At 39.1% G+C, this 24,232-nt stretch carries 17 protein-coding genes, 1 tRNA gene and 1 CRISPR repeat array; of the genes, 8 read left to right on the top strand and 10 right to left on the bottom strand.

The features are described from left to right. Positions 1-367 precede the first annotated feature (367 nt). The 6 genes from VCM39_RS06075 to VCM39_RS06100 all read right to left on the bottom strand — a co-directional run bounded on the left by VCM39_RS06075 (position 368) and on the right by VCM39_RS06100 (position 8,214). On the bottom strand, positions 368-2,569 hold the full coding sequence (locus VCM39_RS06075; protein ID WP_221649814.1) for a tetratricopeptide repeat protein: 2,202 nt from the start codon (positions 2,567-2,569) through the stop codon (positions 368-370). Positions 2,570-2,674: 105 nt separating this feature from the next. After that, the gene (locus tag VCM39_RS06080) at positions 2,675-3,655 is read right to left on the bottom strand and encodes an ABC transporter substrate-binding protein (protein ID WP_322933321.1); all 981 of its coding nucleotides are present in this window, start codon (positions 3,653-3,655) and stop codon (positions 2,675-2,677) included. Between the two features lie 77 nt (positions 3,656-3,732). Beyond that, entirely contained in the window at positions 3,733-4,992 is a 1,260-nt protein-coding gene (locus VCM39_RS06085) for a phosphoglycerate kinase (RefSeq protein WP_323674004.1), read from the bottom strand. A gap of 125 nt (positions 4,993-5,117) precedes the next feature. Then, on the bottom strand, positions 5,118-5,765 hold the full coding sequence (nth, locus tag VCM39_RS06090; protein ID WP_195349066.1) for an endonuclease III: 648 nt from the start codon (positions 5,763-5,765) through the stop codon (positions 5,118-5,120). Beyond that, complete coding sequence (locus tag VCM39_RS06095) at positions 5,762-6,955, bottom strand: MFS transporter (RefSeq protein ID WP_221649812.1); 1,194 nt, start codon at positions 6,953-6,955, stop codon at positions 5,762-5,764. Before VCM39_RS06095 ends, nth begins: the two co-directional genes overlap by 4 nt. A 239-nt stretch (positions 6,956-7,194) precedes the next feature. After that, on the bottom strand, positions 7,195-8,214 hold the full coding sequence (locus tag VCM39_RS06100; protein ID WP_322933323.1) for a phenylalanine--tRNA ligase subunit alpha: 1,020 nt from the start codon (positions 8,212-8,214) through the stop codon (positions 7,195-7,197). 436 nt (positions 8,215-8,650) lie between these two features. Here VCM39_RS06100 and VCM39_RS06105 point away from each other — a divergent pair, with 436 nt between their 5' ends. Beyond that, the gene (locus tag VCM39_RS06105; RefSeq protein WP_221649810.1) at positions 8,651-8,908 is read left to right on the top strand and encodes a hypothetical protein; all 258 of its coding nucleotides are present in this window, start codon (positions 8,651-8,653) and stop codon (positions 8,906-8,908) included. Between the two features lie 163 nt (positions 8,909-9,071). On the opposite strand, the gene VCM39_RS06110 is transcribed toward VCM39_RS06105, so the two are convergent. After that, positions 9,072-9,227 carry a hypothetical protein gene (locus VCM39_RS06110; protein ID WP_289291409.1) on the bottom strand — a complete coding sequence of 52 codons (156 nt, stop codon included), beginning with the start codon at positions 9,225-9,227 and terminating at the stop codon, positions 9,072-9,074. Positions 9,228-9,734: 507 nt separating this feature from the next. On the opposite strand from VCM39_RS06110, the gene VCM39_RS06115 reads away from it, so the two are divergent. Continuing rightward, positions 9,735-10,439, top strand: a complete 705-nt coding sequence (locus VCM39_RS06115; RefSeq protein WP_289291407.1) for a phage antirepressor — start codon at positions 9,735-9,737, stop codon at positions 10,437-10,439. Positions 10,440-11,253: 814 nt separating this feature from the next. Next, positions 11,254-12,604: a CRISPR direct-repeat array (repeat unit 36 nt; unit sequence GTTGTGATTAGCTCTCAAATTAGTATCTTTAACAGC). A 333-nt stretch (positions 12,605-12,937) separates the two neighbouring features. Here the strand turns inward: VCM39_RS06115 and VCM39_RS06120 are convergent. Then, positions 12,938-13,011: transfer RNA gene (locus tag VCM39_RS06120), tRNA-Ala, on the bottom strand. A gap of 113 nt (positions 13,012-13,124) precedes the next feature. Between VCM39_RS06120 and VCM39_RS06125 the strand changes: the two genes are divergently transcribed. From VCM39_RS06125 to VCM39_RS06140, 4 genes are read left to right on the top strand one after another with little or no spacing between them, the layout of a single operon-like run. Beyond that, positions 13,125-13,427 (top strand): DUF4286 family protein, encoded by a 303-nt coding sequence (locus VCM39_RS06125; RefSeq protein WP_221649808.1) that lies wholly within the window; start codon positions 13,125-13,127, stop codon positions 13,425-13,427. After that, positions 13,424-13,990 carry a crossover junction endodeoxyribonuclease RuvC gene (ruvC, locus tag VCM39_RS06130; protein WP_002561125.1) on the top strand — a complete coding sequence of 189 codons (567 nt, stop codon included), beginning with the start codon at positions 13,424-13,426 and terminating at the stop codon, positions 13,988-13,990. The genes VCM39_RS06125 and ruvC overlap by 4 nt, the downstream gene beginning before the upstream one ends. A 48-nt stretch (positions 13,991-14,038) precedes the next feature. After that, the gene (pulA, locus tag VCM39_RS06135; RefSeq protein ID WP_323674005.1) at positions 14,039-16,036 is read left to right on the top strand and encodes a type I pullulanase; all 1,998 of its coding nucleotides are present in this window, start codon (positions 14,039-14,041) and stop codon (positions 16,034-16,036) included. 5 nt (positions 16,037-16,041) lie between these two features. Further along, a complete protein-coding gene (locus VCM39_RS06140; RefSeq protein ID WP_289291336.1) occupies positions 16,042-17,496 on the top strand; it encodes an ATP-binding cassette domain-containing protein in 1,455 nt (484 codons plus the stop codon). 129 nt (positions 17,497-17,625) lie between these two features. On the opposite strand, the gene VCM39_RS06145 is transcribed toward VCM39_RS06140, so the two are convergent. Beyond that, a complete protein-coding gene (locus VCM39_RS06145; RefSeq protein ID WP_323674006.1) occupies positions 17,626-19,446 on the bottom strand; it encodes a PAS domain-containing sensor histidine kinase in 1,821 nt (606 codons plus the stop codon). A 212-nt stretch (positions 19,447-19,658) separates the two neighbouring features. On the opposite strand from VCM39_RS06145, the gene gpmA reads away from it, so the two are divergent. Further along, the gene (gpmA, locus tag VCM39_RS06150) at positions 19,659-20,405 is read left to right on the top strand and encodes a 2,3-diphosphoglycerate-dependent phosphoglycerate mutase (RefSeq protein ID WP_289291334.1); all 747 of its coding nucleotides are present in this window, start codon (positions 19,659-19,661) and stop codon (positions 20,403-20,405) included. 52 nt (positions 20,406-20,457) lie between these two features. Beyond that, positions 20,458-21,510: a class I fructose-bisphosphate aldolase gene (locus tag VCM39_RS06155; protein ID WP_007486405.1), complete on the top strand. Its 1,053-nt coding sequence runs from the start codon at positions 20,458-20,460 to the stop codon at positions 21,508-21,510. 98 nt (positions 21,511-21,608) lie between these two features. On the opposite strand, the gene VCM39_RS06160 is transcribed toward VCM39_RS06155, so the two are convergent. Beyond that, positions 21,609-24,053 (bottom strand): glycosyl hydrolase family 95 catalytic domain-containing protein, encoded by a 2,445-nt coding sequence (locus VCM39_RS06160; protein ID WP_322933326.1) that lies wholly within the window; start codon positions 24,051-24,053, stop codon positions 21,609-21,611. Positions 24,054-24,232 lie beyond the last annotated feature (179 nt).

The raw sequence follows: 24,232 nt of genomic DNA on the forward strand, positions 1-24,232 counted from the left end.
AAAAAGTTTTGAGAAAAAGTAATCAGAATGGAAATACTCAATGTGGATAACTGAGGAGATACATATATGAAAGCAAATTATTATAAACCTCTTATTGTTTCGTACTGCAAAGAACGGCATTCTTTTGGGATATCACACTATGTAAGGCTGTTTATTTGCTGTATTATATCTTTTTTTGGGAATAAAGGCCATAAGTTAACGTTTGACTTGCTATAGGTATGTCAAAAGCCGAAGGAAACTATCAATATGCAACTTTAGAAACGCAGATGAACACTAATTATCTCCAATATAATTTATTCTTTGCGTAAATCAATGTTAATCTGCGTTTTAATAATAGTTGATTTTATTATTGAACCCTCTCGGTGAATTATAACAAATCCAGCATCAGTGGGATATCCTCTTTCGTTATTCCTTGTTTGATGAGATAGGCTTTATCTTTGTTGAACATATCCAGGAATATTTCCTGATCTCCGCTCGTCTCTTTGGAACGGGCATAGAGTTCTGCTGCCTTTTCTATATTTCCGGATACCCATGCTACATGTCCGGCATTCAGATAATCTACTGCAAGTGGGGCTTTCTCTATTACCTTATTATAATAATTGGTAGCTTGCGTCAGTTTACCACTGATGAATGAACACCAGCCGATACCTCTCCATGCCTTGATACAATCATTTTCCATGAAATCAAGTTTGAAGAAATAATTTAGTGCTTCTTCATACTGTTGTAATTCGGCCAGACAACTACCGATATAAAATACAATATTATGATTCTCTGGTAAAGCTTCTTCGGCTTTCCGGTAATATTCCAATGCCTTTGTGAAGTTACGTAACAGACGGTAACAACTCGCCAGGTGGCGGTTTATCCATACATTATCCGGTTTGATGGTATCTGCTTTCAGGTAGGCAGCAATGGCTTCTTCTAGCTTTTTCTGCTTTTGCAGGGCATAACCTAACTTCTGATAAAACTCCGACTGTGTACTCAGAGGAGCATTCATCTGTTCTATTTCTTTATATAGTTCAACAGTCTCTGCCCAATGTTCTTTTTTTAAGTGGAAATCTGCTATTGAGGCCAGTATACCCTCCTGGTACAGGATATTTTTCAATGCTGATATTTTGTGTAACTCTATCTTTTCCTTGAATATATCTCTAAACTCATTTTTGCGTATGTTTAGTTTGAAGAAGCGATACAAGTCGTGCAGATATTGACTACTGATTGTACCCGGGCGTTCGGAAAATCTCTTTAATGTTTCAGCTTTAGATTGTTCGGCAAACTCTTCCGCTTGTTGTTCGGTGAGTTGGCTGAAGATCAGATTGCGTTGTGACTGTGGAAATTGCTCCATAGTGAAGAAGAGCGAATACTTATCACTGCTGCAGAAAAATCCCGATTGCAGGAGTATGTCTATCATCCTATTTTCTTTACTGGTTTCCTTTCTCATCATTTTGATAACATTTGACTGTTGTCTGTCAAAAGGATAAAACCAGTTGTGTAATTCCTTGAAGAAGGGAAAATTCTTTAATTGTGAAAATGTACTCATATATACATCGGCCCCTTCTATTTGCAGTTCGTTCATTTCGCGCAACTTATCGCCTAGTGGTGAGTTCTCGAACACATTGCCCCAGTCCGGATTCCGATCGTCTTTTTCTTCATCAGATTCTTCGAACCCAAATTTCATATTACGCATCGAAGAGACATTTTTCAGCATTTCCGGGATGATCTCTTCGCGCATCTTCTTATCTATTTTTTCCGTTTCCTGACACAAGAGAAGTTGACGGTATATACGTGCGAGATCTTCGTCTAATGGGAATTCTTCATTGACCAGTTCCAGACGTTTACTGAATTCCGGATATAGATCGAGACGGGTATTATAGATGTGTAAAGCAAAAATAATTCCGATCAATGCCCGTTGGCTGACATGTATATTATTGCATTGGTATGCATCCAACAACCACATTAACTTCCGCAGATCAAAGCACTCCATCAGGCTTAACATTACAGTACTGGTAAACAGACATAAATCATTGACCGGAAGTAGTTCTGATTTCAGCATAGCCTGTGCTTCGGCTTCATTTTCTACAGTCCAGCTACTATTCGACCAGGTTTGCAGAAACAGGAATTTCTGTGTTTCCTCGTGTCTTTTCAGAACTTCATCCAAATTATTGTCTGACAATAATCCGCTGACTGCCAAATCGTCGTTAAAAGATTCCAATACATGCATCAGAACACTTGTAGTATAAGGCGCTAGCTCTTGTGTACGCTTACTGCGTACTATGTGATAGAAATGCGTTGACACGTCATCAAGCATTAGCAGACGTCCCTTATCGGCAATTTCTAATGCATTGGCACGAAGTTTTGTGTATAATTTTTCTCGTTCCGGATCGGCTATACCCTGTTTCATATACTGTAACATGAAATTATAGGAGGTTTGTAATTGCTCCAGCTGGTGGCGGAGCTCCCAATCCGAACATTGCCACAGGAAAGACTCCAGTTGCACTAAAGCTTCTTTTAACCGTTTTTGTTCGATTAAATTACAAATGTATATGTGTTGCTCGTTGATGGCTTTTTCGTTCATAATTTCAAGGTATTTGTACTGTTATCTTAGTTAGTAGAACAAAAATGATGCCAAAAAGAAGTTACTTTCTTATTTATTATAAACGAAATTTGGCATTTATAATATTTATTGGCTGGTATTTGGGGTGTAAGAGGGTATTTTATATGGAGCTGTGAAGGTGGTATCTATCAGATTTTCTCCCTGGTAATGAGCTGGTATCCTGTTCTTTTCTTTCAGCCATTTAAGGGCATTACTGATCTCTTGAATGTTGGGCCGACTGGCAGGAGTATAAGATGGTAACAGAATAAGCCTGGCGAGGTTTTCTGATATTCTGAATTCTTCGGCCAATAGAGTTGCTATTTCTTGGGGTGAATGTGTTTGTATGTACTTCACTCCAAGGTTATAACCCTGGATGAGTGATGCTATCTCTGCTCTTTTCTTTTTTAGTGCAGCCTCTGTAAAAGCCGTTCCGGTGAGATGGATATTCAGTTCGCGGGTGCTGATCAAGGATTTGTTTCCATCGTTCATAGCTATGGTTGCAAAAGGGTCGGGCAGGAAGGAAGCTTCTATTTGTCCATATTCCAGCATATTGAGGCGCAATGGGATTTGTGCTATCTCAGGCTTGTTTATTTCTTCTGCTTTGATGCCGTATTTTGTACAAAACAGGTCGGTAGCATATTCTATTACAGTTCCGCGGGATGTGGCTATATTTTTCTTTTTTAATTGTTCTGGTTGGTTAACTCCACTCTTCTTGCTTGATATGAAACAGAAATATCCGTTATTTTCCATTATAACGGCTAATCCCGGATGATGCGATTGCAGCAATATAGTACTGGGGTAGTCGGTTATCATTCCGTCAATACGTCCTGCCTGAAGAGCGGCATCCCGGTCATTTGCTGAATTAAAACGTACTAAATTTACTTCCAGTCCCAGTGAATCATAGATGCCCTGCCGATGGGCAACAATGAACGGAAAACCATCCATAGTAGGCATCAATCCTAGAGTGACGGGTTGAAGCTTGACTTGTGTGGTGGTTGCCTCTTTGGGTCCGCTATGACATGCAAGGATAAAGAGGGCAGATATACTGAGTAACAGCAGTTTTTTCATTATTGAAAAGGAAAAAGGCAACTCTTTTTGTGTGAAAAAAGAGCTGCCTTTTATGTTATAATGAAGATGTTTTTTTATTATTCTTCGATAGCAGCAATACCCGGAAGTACTTTTCCTTCGATAGCTTCAAGCAGTGCACCACCACCTGTAGAAACATAAGAAACACCATCGGCCAATCCGAACTTGTTAACACAAGCTACAGAGTCACCGCCACCTACGAGTGAGAAAGCACCTTTCTTAGTAGCTTCAACGATAGCTTCGCCTACTGTGCGGGAACCGTGGGTGAAGTTTTCGAATTCAAATACACCTGTTGGGCCATTCCACAGAATTGTTTTAGAATTCTTGATAACCTCAGCGAAGATTTCTTCTGACTTCGGACCGATGTCAAGACCTTCCCATCCGTCAGGAATTTCATTTACGGCACAGAATTTAGTATTAGCGTCGTTAGAGAAAGAGTCTGCGATTTTAGCATCAACAGCCAATACCAGGTTAACTCCTTTTTCTTTGGCTTTCTTCATCAGTTCCAAAGCAAGATCGAGTTTATCATCTTCTACGATAGACAGACCAATCTGACCACCCTGAGCTTTGGTGAATGTATAAGTCATACCACCAGTGATAATCAGGTTATCAACCTTGTTCAGTAGATTCTCAATGATTTCGATCTTTGAAGAAACTTTAGAACCACCCATGATAGCAGTGAACGGACGTTGGATGTCATTCAATATTTTATCTACTGCTTTTACTTCTTTTTCCATCAGGTAACCAAACATTTTGTTATCCTTGTCGAAGTATTTAGCAATCAGAGCCGTAGAAGCATGTGCACGGTGAGCTGTACCGAATGCATCGTTTACGTAACAGTCAGCATAAGAAGCCAATTTCTTTGTAAATTCTTTCTGGCTTTCTTTTACAGCTTTCTTAGCTGCAGCTTTTTCTTCATCTGTTGCATCGTCAGCAAGTCCTCTTGGTTTGCCTTCTTCTTCAGCATAGAAGCGGAGGTTTTCGAGCAATAACACTTCGCCCGGTTGCAGAGCAGCAGCTTTGACAGCAGCTTCTTCGCCCATGCAGTCGTTTGCAAACTGAACTTCTACACCCAGCAAGTCTGATACATGCTTAACGATGTGCTTCAGAGAGAACTTATCAGCAACGCCTTTCGGACGTCCCAGGTGAGAACCGATGATTACACTGCCACCATCTGCTAAAATCTTCTTCAAAGTAGGAAGAGCTGCACGAATACGTGTGTCGTCTGTAATGTTGAAGTTTTCGTCCAAGGGTACGTTGAAGTCAACGCGAACGAATGCCTTTTTACCAGCAAAGTTGAATTTGTCTATTGTCATAATACTCTATTATTTAAAAGTGTTAGTTTTTCTTTTTTCAGTGCCCGCAAAGTTACTATTAATTTTTTAGAATATACCAGTCGGTAGTTAGAATTTAGTAGGCATTTGGCTTTAATTCTGACTACTTGCTACTTAATTTTGGCTTCTTGAAAATATTTACACATCATTTGCAAACCACAGGTGTCACATTTGGGGGTACGTGCCTGACAGACGTATCTCCCGTGAAGGATTAACCAATGATGGGCAATTGGTACCAGTTTTGCAGGAATATTTTTCATTAACTCCTTTTCAACACTAAAAGGAGTAGTATGGTTCGCACCTACTAATCCGATGCGGTGGCTTACGCGGAAGACATGGGTATCTACTGCCATTGCTGCCTTGTTGAATACAACAGACTGGATGACATTGGCGGTTTTTCGTCCTACGCCGGGTAATTTTACAAGTTCTTCCAGTGTGCCGGGAACTTCACTATTAAAGTCTTTTACCAGCATTTTTGCCATACCTACCAGGTGTTTGGCTTTATTATTGGGATAAGAAACGCTGCGGATATATTCAAATATAACTTCTGGCGTGCTGGCAGCCAATGCTTCCGGGGTAGGGAAGTCGTGAAAGAGTGGTGGAGTAATCATATTCACGCGCTTGTCTGTGCATTGAGCAGACAAGATGACGGAGATCAGCAGTTCGAACGGATTGTTGTAATGCAGTTCCGTTTCTGCCACGGGTACATTTTCCTGAAACCAGGCGATTACTTTCTCATAACGTTCTTTTTTTCTCATCGTAATTTGTTTTTATGATAGTGAGGAGCCACTTTCAGTTTGAAATAAAAAATAGAAACCACTGTCAGGCAGGCACCAAAGAGATATGCCATATCAAAGGAAGTCAGCTGGGCAATATAGCCTCCGGCTGTAAGTCCGATACCGATACCTACATCCCAGGAGGTGAGGTAGGTAGAGGTAGCTGTACCGCGTTGGCTGTTGGGTGCCAGGTTGACAAATAAGGTATTGAATGCCGGAAACATTGTGCCAAAGCCTACTCCTAATAACAATGCGATTATAAAGAAGAGCATTTCGGTGAGTTCGGGGCTTATTTTCATCAGCTTGTCACAACCAGCAAGAAAGAAGAAGCAGATTGACACCAGATATAGTCCTAAGGTGATAACCTGTGTGATGCGCCCTTTATCCACTTGCCGGCCTGAGAACATACGTGAAACAGCCATACCTATTGCCATAAAGGTAAAAAATAGCCCTGAACTCAGTGTAATACCTATCTCTTTGGCATACATTGCTACGTAGGTACTTGTCATTCCGTAAGGAATAGAGAGCAGTAATAGGGCTATACCGGCAGGTATTCCTTTTATTAATACAAAGCGGTCTAATGATAACGGTTCTCGTTTTACGGGTTGTTTAGGAGGAGTTTTTACGAGGCAGGCAGCGATAAATCCTAATATTCCTGCAATGAAGGAGCAGAGAAAGATTGTTTCAAATGAATAGGCATCGTGCATGAACAGTCCTGTCATGGGGCCGAAACTCATTGCTGTGTTGTTCATTAATCCATAGTATCCTACCGCTTCCCCCCGGCGTGATGAGGGAGTAATGTCGATTACGATCGTGTTTCCGGCCACTGTGACCATACCGAATGCTAATCCGTGTGCTATGCGCAGCATGACGAATAAGGTCAATACCCCCGCCAGCATATATCCTGCAAATATGGAAATAAAAATGAAATAAGCAATCAGGTAAAGAGGTTTACGGGATAATGTATCCAGTAAATAACCGGAGAACGGACGGATACAGAGTGACGCAATGGTGTAACATGACAAAATAACTCCTATTGCCGCATTTCCGGTATGGAAAATCTCAGTCAGATAAAAAGGAAGGATGGGAAGTATCAGATAGAAGGCAAAATACAAAAGGAAGTTTGCCATTAGTATAAGGCAATATCCGGGAGTAACGAGCCTGTCTTTCATAAAATTGAGAACTTATTTAGTTGAGAATTAAAAGTTGAAAATTGAAAGTTGGCTGCGCTATCATGCTGAATAGTAATTTTCAACTTTCAATTTTCAATTTTCAACTTTTTTTAGTATGCTGCTTCTAAGACTGTGTCTTTTATAACAAATTGGACAATTTACAAATTTCGATGTCTACCTGATTTACTGATAAATCAAAGTCTTTTTAATCGTAAATTGTAAATTGTCCAATTGTAAATTTAATAGGCTGCTTCGAATTCCTTCAGGAATCGTGTATCGTTTTCTGAGAACATACGTAAGTCTTTTACCTGGTATTTTAAGTTTGTGATACGTTCAACCCCCATACCAAGAGCATATCCGCTATATACTTTACTATCTATTCCGTTAGATTCGAGTACATTCGGATCTACCATACCACAACCAAGAATTTCTACCCAGCCAGTGTGTTTACAGAACGGACATCCTTTACCGCCACAGATATTGCAACTGATATCCATTTCTGCACTTGGCTCAGTGAACGGGAAGTATGACGGACGCAGACGGATTCTTGTATCTGCACCAAACATTTCTTTGGCGAAGAGCAATAATACTTGTTTTAAGTCTGTGAACGATACATCTTTATCCACATACAGTGCTTCTACCTGATGAAAGAAGCAGTGCGCACGATAGCTGATAGCTTCGTTACGGTATACACGTCCCGGGCAAATGATACGGATAGGAGGTTGCGACACTTCCATAACCCGTGTTTGTACAGAAGAGGTATGTGTGCGTAGCAAAATATCCGGGTGTGATTCGATGAAGAAAGTATCTTGCATGTCACGTGCCGGATGATCTTCAGCAAAGTTCAGTGCTGAAAATACATGCCAATCGTCCTCTATTTCCGGACCTTCGGCAATACTAAATCCCAAGCGGGCGAAAATATCAATAATTTCGTTCTTTACGATAGAGAGTGGGTGGCGTGTTCCCAACTCTACGGGATAAGCTGAACGGGTCAAGTCCAGTTCGCATGCACCATTATCCTGGCTCTCAAACTGTTCTTTCAGTGCATTGATTTTCTCTAATGCTTTTGTTTTTAGTTCATTCAGTCTCATGCCGACTTCTTTTTTCTGCTCAGCCGCTACATTACGAAAGTCAGCCATTAGGTCGTTGATGGCTCCTTTCTTACTGAGATACTTGATACGGAGTGCTTCAAGTTCTTCTGCATTGGTGGCTTTCAGTGCTTCAACTTCTTCGAGAAGTTGGTTAATCTTAGCTATCATATCTTTGGTTTATTGTTATTTTACAGTATAAAACGTTGCAAAGATAGTGGTTTTTATCTTATTCAGCTTCCAAACAGGCTATTGTTTTTGTGAATATCTTATTGAAGTGTTAATGAGTTTCTGGTATCTATTAAACGATGTTATAATTCTTACAATTATATGCAGAATATTTGCAAATGTCCTGAAAGTCCGTATCTTTGTACTGTGTTTTTCATAGTATTAGATTTAAGGTTAACAAAGATTGGCTGTCTGGGATAGATAGCCTTTTTTTTTGTTAGCCTTTTGATTTATTTAATTCTTTGTTTTTCTTCTGAGAGAATGCTTCTTTTCTTTTTCGAAAATACTCACCTGTTTCTTAATATTGCTTTATTCGTCAATCTTTATGGATCTGTTTTCTGTTACGTTATGTAATGTATAACAATAAAAGTGAATCATTATGAGTGAAATGCATAAAATGTCATCTGATAAGCTGACAACGAATGAACGAAAAGAGTTGGATACTTCAGAGTTTGGAATACCTGAATTACGGGAGTTTCCTATTCATGATGCCGCCCATGTAAGAGCGGCAGAAGCTTATTTCAGGTATGCTCCTGAAGGGTATAAAGCGCAGTTGGCACGCAATATACTGGCAAAGGCGCATTTGTTTGGGGTGGATGTGAAGAGTCCTGTGATCCTTGAGTGGGCAGAAAAATAATCAGATTTATACTGTAAATACCGTTATATGAGTATCTTGTGATGATGAACAGGTATTCTGTTTATGCGCATGTTCTCGTCGGTTTGAATAGAAGGAATTTCTTTTTCAGATCGAGGGAAAACCTTTATCGGAACGATCAGTAATGATTTTTAACTGATTTTTCTTATCCTTTTTTATTTACTTGTTCTTTATTGCTTTCCGCATCATTGTCTGGCGGAGAAACAACATCTATTTCTTTCTTTGCCTTATTGGCTTTTATTGCTGACTTTATCAACGCGAATATAGTTATTGCTATGATAATTGCTATTATTATTTTCATGACTTTATATAATTAAGTATTGTAATCCTATCTGCTAATTTAAATTGGAACGTTCCAATGGCTTTTTTGTTCTGTGATCGTGTAATTACTGTTTTAACAAATGGATGTAATGATGGATAATGTAGTACGTTGATATTCTGTAATGTTAATTTATAGTTAATGGTATCTCTTTTGTTTGAATTTTATATTCGAAGTTGTATGTTTGTGTTTGTTATATTGTGAACATATAAAATTTATATTATGAAAAACAAATATAGAAATCTATATCTAGCTCAATGTAGTCACATTGAATTGGATAATGTGTATGTAATTATTTCTGATTGGCATAGTTTTAGAAAAACATAATGTTGCCATACTGTTAATTAAGTAAAGAAACTTTTAGGTTAATTTTTTATTTAATTAGAGGCTGTGAATTATAGAAGGGCGGTTATCCTAACTGCTAATAAGAAAATAATCTGTTATCGATGAAATTAAGAAAATTCTTTAGCAGAGTTTAATTTAAAAGCAATGGCAAAAAATGATTTGATTATTCTTAGGAATGAACAATTCGGTGGAGTGAGAGTAATGATGATTGAAAATATTGAACCATTATTCTGTTTGGACGATGTGGCAAAAGCCCTTAGTTACTCTGATCCGGTAAAGGCTGTTAGAGACTATTGTAAGGAAACGGTTGTTTTAGGAATACCGAACCGAAATGGTATTGTTAAGTCTTTTCGGTTTGGTAAAATATCTAAAATAGATTGTTTAATAATAAAGTCTGATTTATCAGATGCTGGAGTGTTTCGGGATTGGATTTATGATGAAGTATTGCCGCTAACCTATAAATATGGAGCGTGTAGAGCGATGCAAACGTATGAAAGAGATCTTATCTTATTTGGTTTTTATGATTTTAGAAAAGATATGACGGAATATTGTTTTGCTGATACTATTCAAGTTTCCCGGTGTTCTTATTCGATAGATCACATAGTTAAGATGTTACAGAGAAATGGCATAGAAATTTGTAAAAATCGTTTGTTTCTTTGGATGCGTAATAACGGTTATCTTTGCCAAAGTGAACGCACTTATAATCAACCTACACAAAAAGCAAAAAACATGGGATTATTTGAATTAAAGTATACTACAATGATTAAAGATGATTTAAAGGCAGTTTTCACCATTATGAAGGTTACCAATAAAGGCCGGATTTATTTTATGAAAAAACTTTCTGAATAAGGGCTTCGAATGAAATTTATGAATGTTTTGTTGATTGGAGAGTTTTTCTGTATGTATTAATAAATATTTGTTGTGATGCTTTCAAATTAGTATCTTTGACTGCACGTCATTTTTAACGACATCGTTTTATTAGGTTGTGATTAGTTTTCAAATTAATATCTTTGAACCCGTGAAGGCAATAGTGAGAAAATAATGGTACGTTGTCTAAAGATTTTGATTAGCTTTTGATTTAGTTTTTTAACAACGTTGAATGTCGTTTTAGTAAGTTTGATTGTGATCTGTTTTTGGAATTAGTATCTTTGATAGCGTTCTTTGACTTTTTTAATTCTATTATAAATTGTGCCTTGTTTTTAATTAATATCTTTGGATCATTCTAACAGTATCATTTTAATTGAATAGGAATAAAATAGAAGTGAATTATACTTCAATTCAGCATGTTTTCAGTATATTTATGGGTTCTATTGCTATTAAATAAACTGTGAACATAGTTGTGACTTACTTTCAGATTAGTTGTTTTGTAGTTCTGTGAAAATATGATGTTACTGATTCTGTAATTTACTTTCAATTTTATTGATTGGCATGGTACAAAGAGTCGAAGTTTGTACTTCGGCTCTTAATTTGATTGAGGTAAGAGTTGGATAATATAGATGGATATATGGTGGGAGCTTTTTAATTGATCATATTGTTTTTAAGATATTGAGAGGTGTTTGTAATGCTATTTTTAAATATGGTTGATTTGTATTTTTGTCCATTGATTGTTTTTTAGGTTAGTAGTTTTAATAGCTATGGGGTTGAATAATGCATTATCGGTTAAGTTGTGATTAGCTTTTGAATTAGTATCTTTAACAGCATATTACATAGCAACGTATTAGGCATGTTGGTTGCGATTAGCTTTTGAATTAGTATCTTTAACAGCACGATTATTACCTGTTTTTGTCTGTATTATGTTGTAATTAACTTTCAAATTAGTGTCTTTAACAGCAAGTACTTGAAGTACTGGACAGGGTACATAGTTGTGATTAGCTTTCAAATTAGTATCTTTAACAGCGAAGAAGGCGGATCTATTCGGTACCTCATAGTTGTGATTAGCTCTCAAATTAGTATCTTTAACAGCGCCTTATCTCAAGGTAAGCTTTACTATCATGTTGTGATTAGCTCTCAAATTAGTATCTCTAACAGCCCTTTGGGGAAGAAACCCTTTGAGGAATGTGTTGTGATTAGCTCTCAAATTAGTATCTTTAACAGCAGTAATGAAGATTACATGGGAAGAGATAGGTTGTGATTAGCTCTCAAATTAGTATCTTTAACAGCAAAACAACAATATCCTACAATTCGGAGGAAGTTGTGATTAGCTCTCAAATTAGTATCTTTAACAGCTGCTCCCGAATATTCCGGGAGTACTCCGGGGTTGTGATTAGCTCTCAAATTAGTATCTTTAACAGCTAGGCCACATGACAAAGGATGGGGATAGTAGTTGTGATTAGCTCTCAAATTAGTATCTTTAACAGCTGTAAACGAAAGGACATGCAACTACATCAGTTGTGATTAGCTCTCAAATTAGTATCTTTAACAGCAGGCTTTGACTCCTGTCGTTGACAAGATTGGTTGTGATTAGCTCTCAAATTAGTATCTTTAACAGCAAGGAATGGAAGCGGATATTAGAGCTATTGGTTGTGATTAGCTCTCAAATTAGTATCTTTAACAGCAGTTCGGAATTAACGGAGGTGTGTATATTAGTTGTGATTAGCTCTCAAATTAGTATCTTTAACAGCCTCATTTAGTTAGACATCATGAAGGATGTGGTTGTGATTAGCTCTCAAATTAGTATCTTTAACAGCTGTACTAAAAAAGTTTTTTCCTTCACATTGTTGTGATTAGCTCTCAAATTAGTATCTTTAACAGCTTCTTCCTGTTCTACTTCGCGATGATTGTGTTGTGATTAGCTCTCAAATTAGTATCTTTAACAGCCTGACGGGCGGAGCCATTTCCCCTCAAACTGTTGTGATTAGCTCTCAAATTAGTATCTTTAACAGCGTCAATTACACGAATACGGGCTATGTAGCGTTGTGATTAGCTCTCAAATTAGTATCTTTAACAGCAGAATGGATTGATGGAGACGACGGAATTAAGTTGTGATTAGCTCTCAAATTAGTATCTTTAACAGCACTAACTTCGGTAAGTGCTGTTTTTAAATGGTTTACGAGTCTTATATATAGAAATTTTTGGGTGAAGGTAGTTACTTATTCTCTGTTATAAATGAAAAAAGTGGTTTGAATTGTAGGTTCCGAAACTGTAAAATTTAGAGTTATAATCAATCTATAGATGAATGAAGTATTCTTTATGATGATATATCTTCCTTTAAAACTCTTGATGAAAGTATCTGATAGTGCTTCTAATACCAAATTGTTCTTTGGGGGCTTAGCAATAATAATGATAACTTATATTTGAGATTAATTTAGAAAGATGCAAAAACTATGCTGTATAACCTTTAGAAGAGGTGGAGAGTATCGGACTCGAACCGATCACCTCAACACTGCCAGTGTTGCGCTCTAGCCAGATGAGCTAACCCCCCAATTAAGTTACGTCAACGATTGCAGGCTTTGTTCCGTTTTCGTGGCGCAAATATAATGCATTATTCTGAAATAATTGCTATGTTTGCGGTAAATAATAATCAAAAAAGAAAATATGCTTATCTATAATACAACCTTTCAAGTGGATGATGAGATTCACGATAATTTTTTGATATGGATCAAAGAATGTTATATCCCTGAAATAGAGAAATATGGAGCGTTGAAGTCACCACGTCTTTGTCGGATACTAAGCCATCGGGATGAGGGTACATCTTATTCTTTACAGTGGGAAGTGGAGAGTAGTGGAGTGTTGCATCGCTGGCACTTGGAGCAAGGGGTGAAACTGAATGAAGAATTATCAAAAACATTTAAAGATAAGGCAATTGGATTTCCTACACTGATGGAGGTAATAGAGTGATACAACCGGTCAAAGAAAAGATAATTCTGGGCATCGATCCTGGTACTACCATTATGGGGTATGGGATTTTGCGGGTAACGGGCACAAAGCCTGAAATGGTTGCTATGGGAGTTATCGACTTGCGTAAATTTGGTGATCACTATTTGAAGCTTAGACATATACACGAACGTGTATTAAGCATTATTGAGAGTTATTTGCCGGATGAACTGGCTATTGAGGCACCTTTCTTTGGGAAAAATGTACAGTCGATGCTGAAGCTTGGACGTGCACAGGGAGTGGCAATGGCAGCAGCATTGAGCAGAGATATTCCGATTACGGAGTATGCTCCGCTGAAAATAAAAATGGCAATTACAGGTAATGGTCAGGCGTCGAAAGAGCAGGTGGCGGATATGTTGCAACGAATGCTCCATTTGGCAAAGGAAGAGATGCCTGTTTTTATGGATGCTACAGACGGATTGGCAGCAGCTTATTGTCATTTCCTTCAGATGGGACGCCCTACGATAGAGAAGGGTTATCACGGATGGAAAGATTTTATAGCTAAGAATCCGGACAAGGTGAGGTGAATTGTTTTAAAAACAGGAAATTTGAATTTTAAATATATTAAGGATGCTATGAAGTTTAATTATCTGGCAATAATTGGAGTGACAACAGTTGTGGCAATGAGTTGTACTCCTGCAAAAAAGGAATATACTTCTTATGAACTGTACCCCGTACGTTCGGGAAATCTGACGGAGATGGAATATACACCTGCTGCTACAAAGTTTTCTCTTTGGGCTCCAACCGCAGATGAAGTACGGTTGATGTTGTTTGAGGCCGGAGAAGGTGGGCATGCTTATGAAACAGTGCCATTAGTATCGGGCGAAGAAGGTACCTGGACGGTTACAGTGGATAAGGACTTACTGGGGAAATTTTATACTTTCAATGTGAAAGTGAATGATAAGTGGTTGGGTGATACACCTGGAATCAATGCCAAAGCAGTAGGGGTGAATGGTAAACGTGCTGCAATTATCAATATGAGGGATACCGACCCTGAAGGATGGGATACAGATACCCGTCCGGAATTAAAGTCACCGGCAGATATTATTCTTTATGAGATGCATCACCGGGATTTTTCAGTAGATTCTGCTTCGGGTATAAAGAACAAGGGAAAATTCCTTGCATTGACAGAGCGTGGTACAATGAATCCTGATAAATTGTTGACGGGAATAGATCATTTGATAGAGTTGGGAGTGACACATGTACACCTGTTGCCATCTTATGATTATGCTTCCGTGGATGAAACAAAGCTGAACGAGAATAAATATAACTGGGGATATGATCCTCAGAACTATAATGTACCGGACGGTTCATACTCTACTGATCCATACAATCCAGCTGTACGTATTAAGGAATTCAAACAGATGGTGCAGGCTCTGCATAAAGCAGGTATCCGTGTAGTACTTGATGTGGTGTACAATCATACATTCAACACGGCCGACAGTAACTTTGAACGTACTGCGCCTGGCTATTTTTATCGTCATAAGGAAGACGGAACATTGGCCAATGGTTCCGGTTGCGGGAATGAGACTGCAAGTGACCGTGCTATGATGCGTAAGTATATGATTGAATCGGTATTGTACTGGATTAATGAATATCATATCGATGGTTTTCGTTTTGACCTGATGGGAATCCACGATATAGAGACAATGAACGAGATTCGTAAAGCGGTGGATAAGGTAGATCCTTCTATTTATATATATGGAGAAGGATGGGCAGCAGAAGCTCCTAAATATCTGGCTGATTCGTTGGCTATGAAGGCAAATGTGCATGAGATGCCAGGCATTGCTGCATTCTCTGATGAATTACGCGATGGGTTGAGAGGGCCGTTCAATGATAACCATAAAGGTGCATTCCTCGCTGGGCTACCCGGAGGAGAAGAAAGTCTGAAATTTGGTATTGTGGGAGCTATCCAACATCCGCAAATTAATTATGATTCGGTGAATTATAGTAAGGCACCGTGGGCATTACAGCCTACTCAAATGATTAGCTATGTATCTTGTCACGATGATATGTGTCTGGTAGATCGTTTGAAATCAAGCGTCCCGGAAATCACTCCGGATTTATTGGCACGTCTGGACAAGCTGGCTCAGACAGTAGTATTTACTTCACAAGGTGTGCCTTTTATTCAGGCAGGCGAAGAGGTCATGCGTGATAAAAAGGGAGTACACAATAGTTATGAGAGTCCGGATTCTATTAATGCTATCGACTGGAAACGCAAAACAACAAATAACGATGTGTTTACGTACTACAAACGGTTGATAGACTTACGCAAATCACATCCTGCTTTTCGTATGGGAGATGCTGATCTGGTACGTAAGCATCTGGAATTTATTCCTGTAGAAGGTAGTAACCTGGTGGCATTCCGTTTGAAAGATTATGCTAACGGAGATAAATGGGAAGAGATTGTTGTGGCCTATAATTCACGTAATACTCCGGCGAAGTTGACGGTACCGGAAGGTAAATATACAGTAGTTTGCCGTGATGGAGCAATTGATAGCCGTGGTATGGGAATGTTGTACGGACCAGAAATTACTGTTCCTGCACAGTCGGCATTGATAATGTATAAATAAAACAGATGATACAGAATACTATTAGTATAGCGGGGGGCGTAACACGCAACCCGCTTATTCGTTTGGCACAACCGGTAACGGTGGCACTGTCAGCAGGAGAACATGTTGCTGTGGTGGGACCTAATGGAGGTGGAAAGAGTTTGTTGGTGGATACGCTTTTGGGAAAGTATCCGCTAAAGGAAGGAAGTTTAGTGTACGACTTCTCCCCGTCTGTTACCAATACGGTATATGACAATGTAAAATATATTGCTTTTCGTGATACTTATGGGGCAGCGGATGCTAATTATTACTATCAGCAGCGTTGGAATGCGCACGATCAGGATGATGCACCCGAAGTTCGTGAAATGTTGGGAGAGATAAAAGATGAGGCTCTGAAACAGGAACTGTTTGAACTGTTTCGCATTGAACCGATGCTGGATAAAAAGATAATTCTGCTTTCGAGTGGGGAATTAAGAAAATTTCAGCTGACAAAAGCGTTGCTTACTTCTCCACGGGTACTTGTTATGGATAATCCTTTTATAGGATTGGATGCACCTACGCGTGAACTGCTTTTCAGTCTGCTTGAACGTCTTACGAAGTTGTCGTCTGTACAGATCGTTCTCATACTATCAATGTTGGACGATGTGCCTTCATTTATAACTCATGTTATTCCTGTAGATCATTTGACTGTGTATGATAAAATACCTCGTGAAGACTATTTGGAGAGATATCGCGAACATGTGATGGAAGAACCGTTCACAGAACTACAGCAACGTATTATTGATTTACCTTACGAAAGTACGAATTATGATTCGGAAGAGGTCGTAAGATTAAACAAAGTCAGTATTCGTTATGGAGACCGTATCATTCTTAAGGAGCTTGACTGGGTTGTACGTCGGGGTGAAAAATGGGCGCTCAGTGGAGAGAATGGTGCAGGAAAGTCTACTTTGCTCAGTCTTGTTTGTGCCGACAATCCGCAATCGTATGCTTGCGATATCAGCTTGTTTGGGCGTAAACGCGGTACGGGAGAAAGTATTTGGGAGATAAAAAAGCACATTGGTTATGTGAGTCCTGAAATGCACCGGGCTTATTTGAAAAATCTGCCTACTATTGAGATTGTGGCAAGCGGATTGCATGATAGTATCGGACTTTATAAACGTCCGCAGCAGAAGCAGATAGCGATATGTGAGTGGTGGATGGATATTTTCGGCATTGTCCGGTTAAAAGATAAACCTTTCCTACAGTTATCGAGTGGTGAACAACGCTTGGCATTATTGGCACGTGCATTTGTTAAGGATCCTGAGCTACTGATTCTGGATGAGCCACTTCATGGACTTGATACATTTAATCGCCGGCGAGTGAAGACGGTGATTGAAGCTTTTTGCCGTCGGCGGGACAAAACGATGATCATGGTGACACATTATGAATCTGAGTTACCGGATGTAATTTCAAATCGTATTTTCTTGAAAAGAAATAGATAAGAGCAAGGTTTTATTTTTAATTATTCAAGTTATAAATGAAATTTTAGTGGATAGAAGAGCAATGTTTACCTTCTTTCAGGTATGATGGACATTTGCAACCTCTATCCACTAAAATATGACGAGCGTTATTTAGTTTAATGGGTGAGTGAACCAAAAACAGGAGCCTTTACCCGGTTCTGATTCAAGACCAATTTTACCACCCAATTGTGTGGCAATGCTTTGACAGATAGAAAGTCCTAAACCAGTACCCGGAATAAAATAGTTGAGTTTAACGAAACGTTCGAATACTTCTTCTTGTTTTTCCGGTTCAATTCCGATGCCTGTATCTATTACATAGAACTTTACTTCTTTCTCATGAATTTCATATCCTAAAGTAATACTTCCCTCAGAGGTGAATTTCATAGCGTTGGTTACGAAATTCATTAATACCTGATGTATCCTGTTTTTGTCACTTATAATGTGTAGTTTCGGTAAGTTTGGGGCGATACGTAATTCTACATTCTCTTCAGCCCTGATTCGCAATGTACTTATCAGATCTGCACAGAGTTGTCGTATTTCCATTTTTCCCGGACACATTTCAACAGTACCCGATTCTATTTTGGAGAGGTCAAGAATATCTGAAATTAACTGTAATAGTAGTCGGTTGTTCTCTTCTATGATGTCTACATATTGTTTTTTTTCTTCCGGACTGGTAGCTTCTTGCAGTAAACTTGAAAAACCTATAATTGCATTTAGAGGTGTACGTATTTCGTGGCTCATATTGGCAAGGAAGGCTGATTTCAGATGGTCAGACTCTTCTGCTTTTTCTTTGGCCTTAGTAAGTTTCATTTCAGTTTCTTTGAGCTCGGTAATATCAAAGTTAATGCATAACATTTCAATGATATTATCCTGTGGACGATAATTCCTGACAAGAACATTCACGCGTGTCCATGTGTAATGTCCGTCTTCCCGGCGAATACGGACATCCCGGCATAGTTTTGAAGCAGTACCTTTCACTACATCATCAAGGAAGTTGATCATTACGGCACGGTCTTCAGGATGAAAATGAGAATGGATACCGATAATTTGTGTTAGTGGTGTACCTTCTTTTTCTCCTACATTCCGAAACCAGCTTTTGAGTGCGTAGCCGTCCCGGCTTAGTCCGTCAAAATGTGCATAACCTACTTTGGCATAATCGCCCACAAGATCAAAAAAGCTTTTAAACTCCTGGATTTTATTATATGCCATTGTATCTTCGGTCTTATCTGCATTGATTAACAGGAAGTTGGTGGGACTCCCGTTATTATCATACAAAGTAGTAACCTTTGTCATTAAATCTATTGTACCTTGAGTTTGCAGAGATTTATAATATCCATTCAATTTGGAGAAGTCGTAGCGATATGTAACATCAGCGTCTTCATGATTTCTTACTTTTTCTTTTATCTCTTCCGGAAAGATGGGATTATCGAAAATATTAACTCCCAGAACATGTTGTTTATCGGGGATATGAAATAAATCTAACTCCTTCTTATTGAGGTCTATCAGATAACCCTCTTTATTGTATAGTTCGATTCCTACCGGAAGATTTTTATAAATATTATGCAGAATGCGTTCGCTATACTTTAGTGCCTGATAGGCAGTAGTCATATTAGGCCCGTCTTGTGCCTCGGCGATACCATATATTTTTGTATTCCCCTCTTCATCAGTCTCCTCAAAACATTTTTTACTACGTATCCACACACTGCCTTTGGGGGTATTAAGAAGATATACTTCTTCAATCGTTTGCTGTATTTCAATGGAAGAAAGTGGACTGGTATGATTTTGGTCTTCTTTTAAAATGCGTTTGTTGAAATCTTCAAAACTGATGATTCCGTCACTGTCGAGTCCTAGTAAGTTGGAAATGAATTCGGAGCAGACATAACTTTCTGTTTTTAAATCGGCTTCCCACCATCCCATATTTGCTTTGTTCATCAGTTTAAAGATAAATTCGCTGTCTGACTGTTTGTTTGTATTCAAAGTGGTATCTTTTTATTCGGTATTTTTTAACGCTGTAAAAATACGCATTTGAATTGAGAAAGAGAATAATAAATCAGTATTTTTGGGTATTGACAACTTTATCTCTTATTGTGAACTTTGCTCTTGCTAAAAGTGTTGTATACTAAAATAGAAAGGAGTAATGACAGATGAAAAAAATAGTTTTGCTTCGCCACGGAGAAAGTGCGTGGAATAAAGAGAATCGTTTCACTGGATGGACAGATGTAGATCTTACAGAGAAAGGTATTACTGAAGCCAACAGAGCAGGTGAGTTGTTGAAAGAAAATGGTTTTAATTTTGATAAAGCCTACACTTCTTATCTTAAACGGGCAGTGAAAACATTGAATTGCGCATTAGATAAGTTGGATCAGGACTGGATTCCGGTGGAGAAAACCTGGCGCTTGAATGAGAAACATTATGGTGCATTGCAAGGATTGAACAAAGCCGAAACAGCTGCTAAATATGGTGATGAACAAGTATTGGTCTGGCGTCGTAGCTATGATGTGGCTCCTCATGCTTTGGCAGAAGATGATTCGCGCAATCCTCGTTTTGAAAATCGTTATAAGGAAGTTCCTGATACCGAATTACCCCGTACGGAGTCTCTTAAAGAAACCATTGAGCGTATTATGCCTTACTGGAAGTGTATCATTTTTCCAAATCTGAAAACTGCTGATCAGTTACTTGTTGTAGCTCATGGAAACAGTTTACGGGGGATTATCAAACATCTGAAACATATCTCTGATGAAGATATTGTGAATTTAAATCTTCCGACAGCAGTGCCTTATGTTTTCGAGTTCGACGATGATCTCAATCTGGTGAATGATTATTTTCTGGGTGATCCTGAAGAAATAAAAAAACTGATGGAAGCAGTGGCTAATCAGGGTAAGAAAAAGTAGTTGGGATACTAACTTTCAACTACTGGTTTTATTAATTTAAAAAAACAACATTATGAGTAAAATAACAGATTTATTGGGTGACAAGGCTGCATATTACCTTGACCATACTTGCAAGACTATAGATAAATCGATGATTCATATCCCTTCTTCCGAAACGATTGATCGTATTTGGATAGATTCTGACCGTAATATACAGACTTTACGTAGTTTACAAACGATTCTCGGACATGGTCGTCTGGCCAATACCGGTTATGTTTCTATTCTTCCTGTTGATCAGGATATTGAACATACAGCGGGAGCTTCTTTTGCTCCGAATCCGATTTATTTCGATCCGGAGAACATTGTGAAACTGGCTATTGAAGGAGGATGTAACGCCGTAGCTTCTACCTTTGGTATATTGGGTGCTGTGGCACGTAAGTATGCACATAAGATTCCTTTTGTGGTGAAGTTGAATCATAACGAGTTGTTAAGTTATCCTACTACGTATGATCAGGTACTGTTTGGCACTGTGAAAGAAGCCTGGGAAATGGGGGCTGTAGCTGTAGGTGCTACTATTTATTTTGGTTCTGAGCAGAGCCGCCGTCAATTGGTGGAGATAGCTGAAGCGTTTGATTACGCCCATGAATTAGGTATGGCAACTATCTTGTGGTGTTATTTGCGTAATAGCGATTTCAAGAAAGATGGTGTGGATTATCATGCTGCTGCTGACCTTACCGGACAGGCTGACCGTCTTGGTGTGACTATCAAAGCTGATATTGTAAAACAGAAACTTCCTGTAAACAATGGTGGCTTTACTGCTATTGGTTTTGGTAAAACAGACGAACGTATGTATACACAGTTAGCTTCGGAACATCCTATTGATCTTTGCCGTTATCAGGTAGCCAATGGCTATATGGGACGCGTTGGATTAATAAATTCCGGTGGAGAATCTCATGGCTCTTCCGATTTAAGAGATGCCGTAGTTACAGCTGTTGTTAATAAACGCGCCGGAGGTATGGGGCTGATTAGTGGACGTAAAGCTTTCCAGAAACCGATGAATAAAGGTGTCGAATTATTGAATGCCATTCAGGATGTTTATCTTGATCCGGCGGTGACGATAGCGTGATAAATAGTGATGAGTGATTAGTGATGAGTGATTAGTGCCATGCGGCATAATAGCGCAGCCACTCATCACTCATCACTAATCACTCATCACTTCACTCATCACTCCCTCCTAATTTTCCCCCCTTCTCCTACAATTTTGTAGCTCTGTCCTTTCTGAGTTTTGAATGAGAGAGTTTGGTCACCATATTTAATAGTACAAGGTGCCCCGGCTTTTGATGTGACAGTTGCTTCTTTTAGTTGGTTATTTTCCCAGGCGATAGAGACTTCAAAATTACCTTTGGCACAAATGCCATTGATTGAACCTTCTTTCCAGGCATCAGGAAGTGCCGGCAACAATTGAATAAATCCCATATGGCTTTGTAACAACATCTCTGTAATGCCTGCTGTCCCTCCGAAGTTTCCATCAATCTGGAAGGGAGCATGGGTATCCCACAAATTGTCCAAGGTTCCGTTCTTTAATAAATTTCCGAATAACATATAGGCGTGATTTCCATCTTGTAACCTTGCCCATTGATTTAACTTCCATCCCATACTCCAACCGGTAGCACCGTCACCCCGGTGTTGCAATACCACCTTGGCAGCCTGAGCCAATTCCGGAGTTGTAATGGGAGATAGAGTATGTCCCGGGTGTAACCCGAATAAGTGGTTAACGTGGCGGTGCTTGTCGTTAGGATCATCAATATCTACTGACCACTCCATCAGTTGTCCGTATCGTCCAATCTGATAAGGAGCCAGGTTCTTTAATATATTTTCCCATTGTTTGCGTTCTTTTGCATCTACTCCTAATATCTTACTTGCTGAAATGGCATCTAAAAGGATTTCCCGTACGACCGCATGTACGAAGGTAGCCCCCTGATCCACCGGACCATGTTCAGGGGAAGTAGAAGGGGCTGCTGTATATGTTCCATCCGGTTTATGCCACAAGTAGTCAGCGGTGAACTGTGCACTACTTTTTATCAATGGATATCCTATTTCTGAAAGAAATTTTTTGTCACGCGTATAATCATAATATTCCCAAATGTGTGTAGCCAGCCAGGGGCCGGCCATTGGGTTGAAATTCCATTCCATCTGTTCACTGGATAGGGGAGCGGTGAATCCAAAGATATTTGCAGAAATAGAAGCCGTCCACCCACGCGCATTAAAATACGCTTTTGCTGTTTTTTCTCCGGGTTTCACTAATCCACGTATAAAGTCAATTAAAGGTAACATGCATTCGTCCAGATTGGTGGAGCAGGCAGGCCAGTAGTTCATCTGGATGTTAATGTTGTTATGATAATCTACTCTCCATGGGCCATCCAGGTTATTGTGCCATATGCCTTGCAGGTTTGCCGGCATATTTCCGGGACGTGAACTGGCTATTAGCAGATAACGTCCGTATTGATAATAAAGTTGTTCTAAATAATAGTCCGGGGTTCCCTGGCGATAGTGCTTCAGCCGTTGATCAGTAGGCAGGTCTGCAATGGGCACTTGAGGATTCAGGCTCAATTTTACACGGTTGAAGAGTGCAGTATAGTCATTTTGGTGGCGAAGGTAAAGTGCTTCGTAAGTCTTTGCTTCCACTTGCTTCATCATGTTTCGGGTAGTTTCTGACGGGTTATTTCCCACATACGTTTCCGGAGTGTTGAAGTCCGGGTTATAGTTCATTTTATAATCCGTATCGGCTGTGAGTAGAAACACAACTTCGTTTGCATCTTTTATCACGAGTTTTCCGTTTTCAACTCTTACTGTTCCTCCTTTATTTATGGCCCGGAACCGAAGTGCAAACTTCATTTGATTATTATTTAACTTTCCGGCGTAACAAAGACCGTTTGTTCCATCTGCTTCTATTTTTCCTTGTGCCTCAGTATTGGGGCTGTAGCTGAATGTGAGATTTTGCATTCCCGGTTTGTCCGCGGTAAATCTCATCACCATCACACTGTCCGGATAAGAGATAAAATAGTTTCTTTGATATTGAATTCCGTCTTTAAGGAAACAGACTGTTGCCATGGCTGAATCCAATGACAAAATACGTTTGTAATCACTCATGCCGATTTCACTTAATCCGGTTTCCACATATACCTCTCCCATGGTAGTGAACGAGCCGAAACGGAAGGGAGTCTCGTCCTTTTCTTCATAAGCTGCCAGACCATTAAAATTTTTACGGGTCAGTATCTCTGCCCGTTTTTGGTCACCATCTGTGAATGCCTGGCGTATTTCTCTTAATATTGGTGCCGATTGTTTATTTACATTCCAATAATAGTCTGCTCCGCCGGAAGTATTTGGTCCACCCTTCCATAGGGTCTTTTCGTTTAATGTAATACGTTCGGCAGCAATAGAACCCATAATGTTGGCTCCAAGACTACCATTTCCCAAAGGTAGTGAACTTGTTTCCCAGGCTTTATCCGGGTTTTCACCTTTACCATCGGCTCTTTGCCAGATAGCACGTCCGTCAAGGTTGTTGGGAGTATCAAACCAGATGGAAAGAGAGGGAGTGTTATCCGGCTTCTCTGCGCGGGCACCTACAATGAATAGGGCAGCCAGAATAGATAAATAGAGCTTTTTCATATAAATATGATTAATAATTTAGCAAAGATGATTGTTCAATTGTAATAATAACGTGTGATTTATTTTCTTAGTATCAGGTTTTCTTTGAAAAACGGATAATAAAATCCGGATTGGACGACTTTAGACAAATTCGAACATATCAAAAGACAAAAATGGAAAAGCCTTTTCATGGAAAACCT

The sequence above is a fragment of the Bacteroides mucinivorans genome (assembly GCF_034654355.2).
In the GTDB taxonomy this organism is placed as follows: Bacteria; Bacteroidota; Bacteroidia; order Bacteroidales; family Bacteroidaceae; genus Bacteroides; species Bacteroides nordii.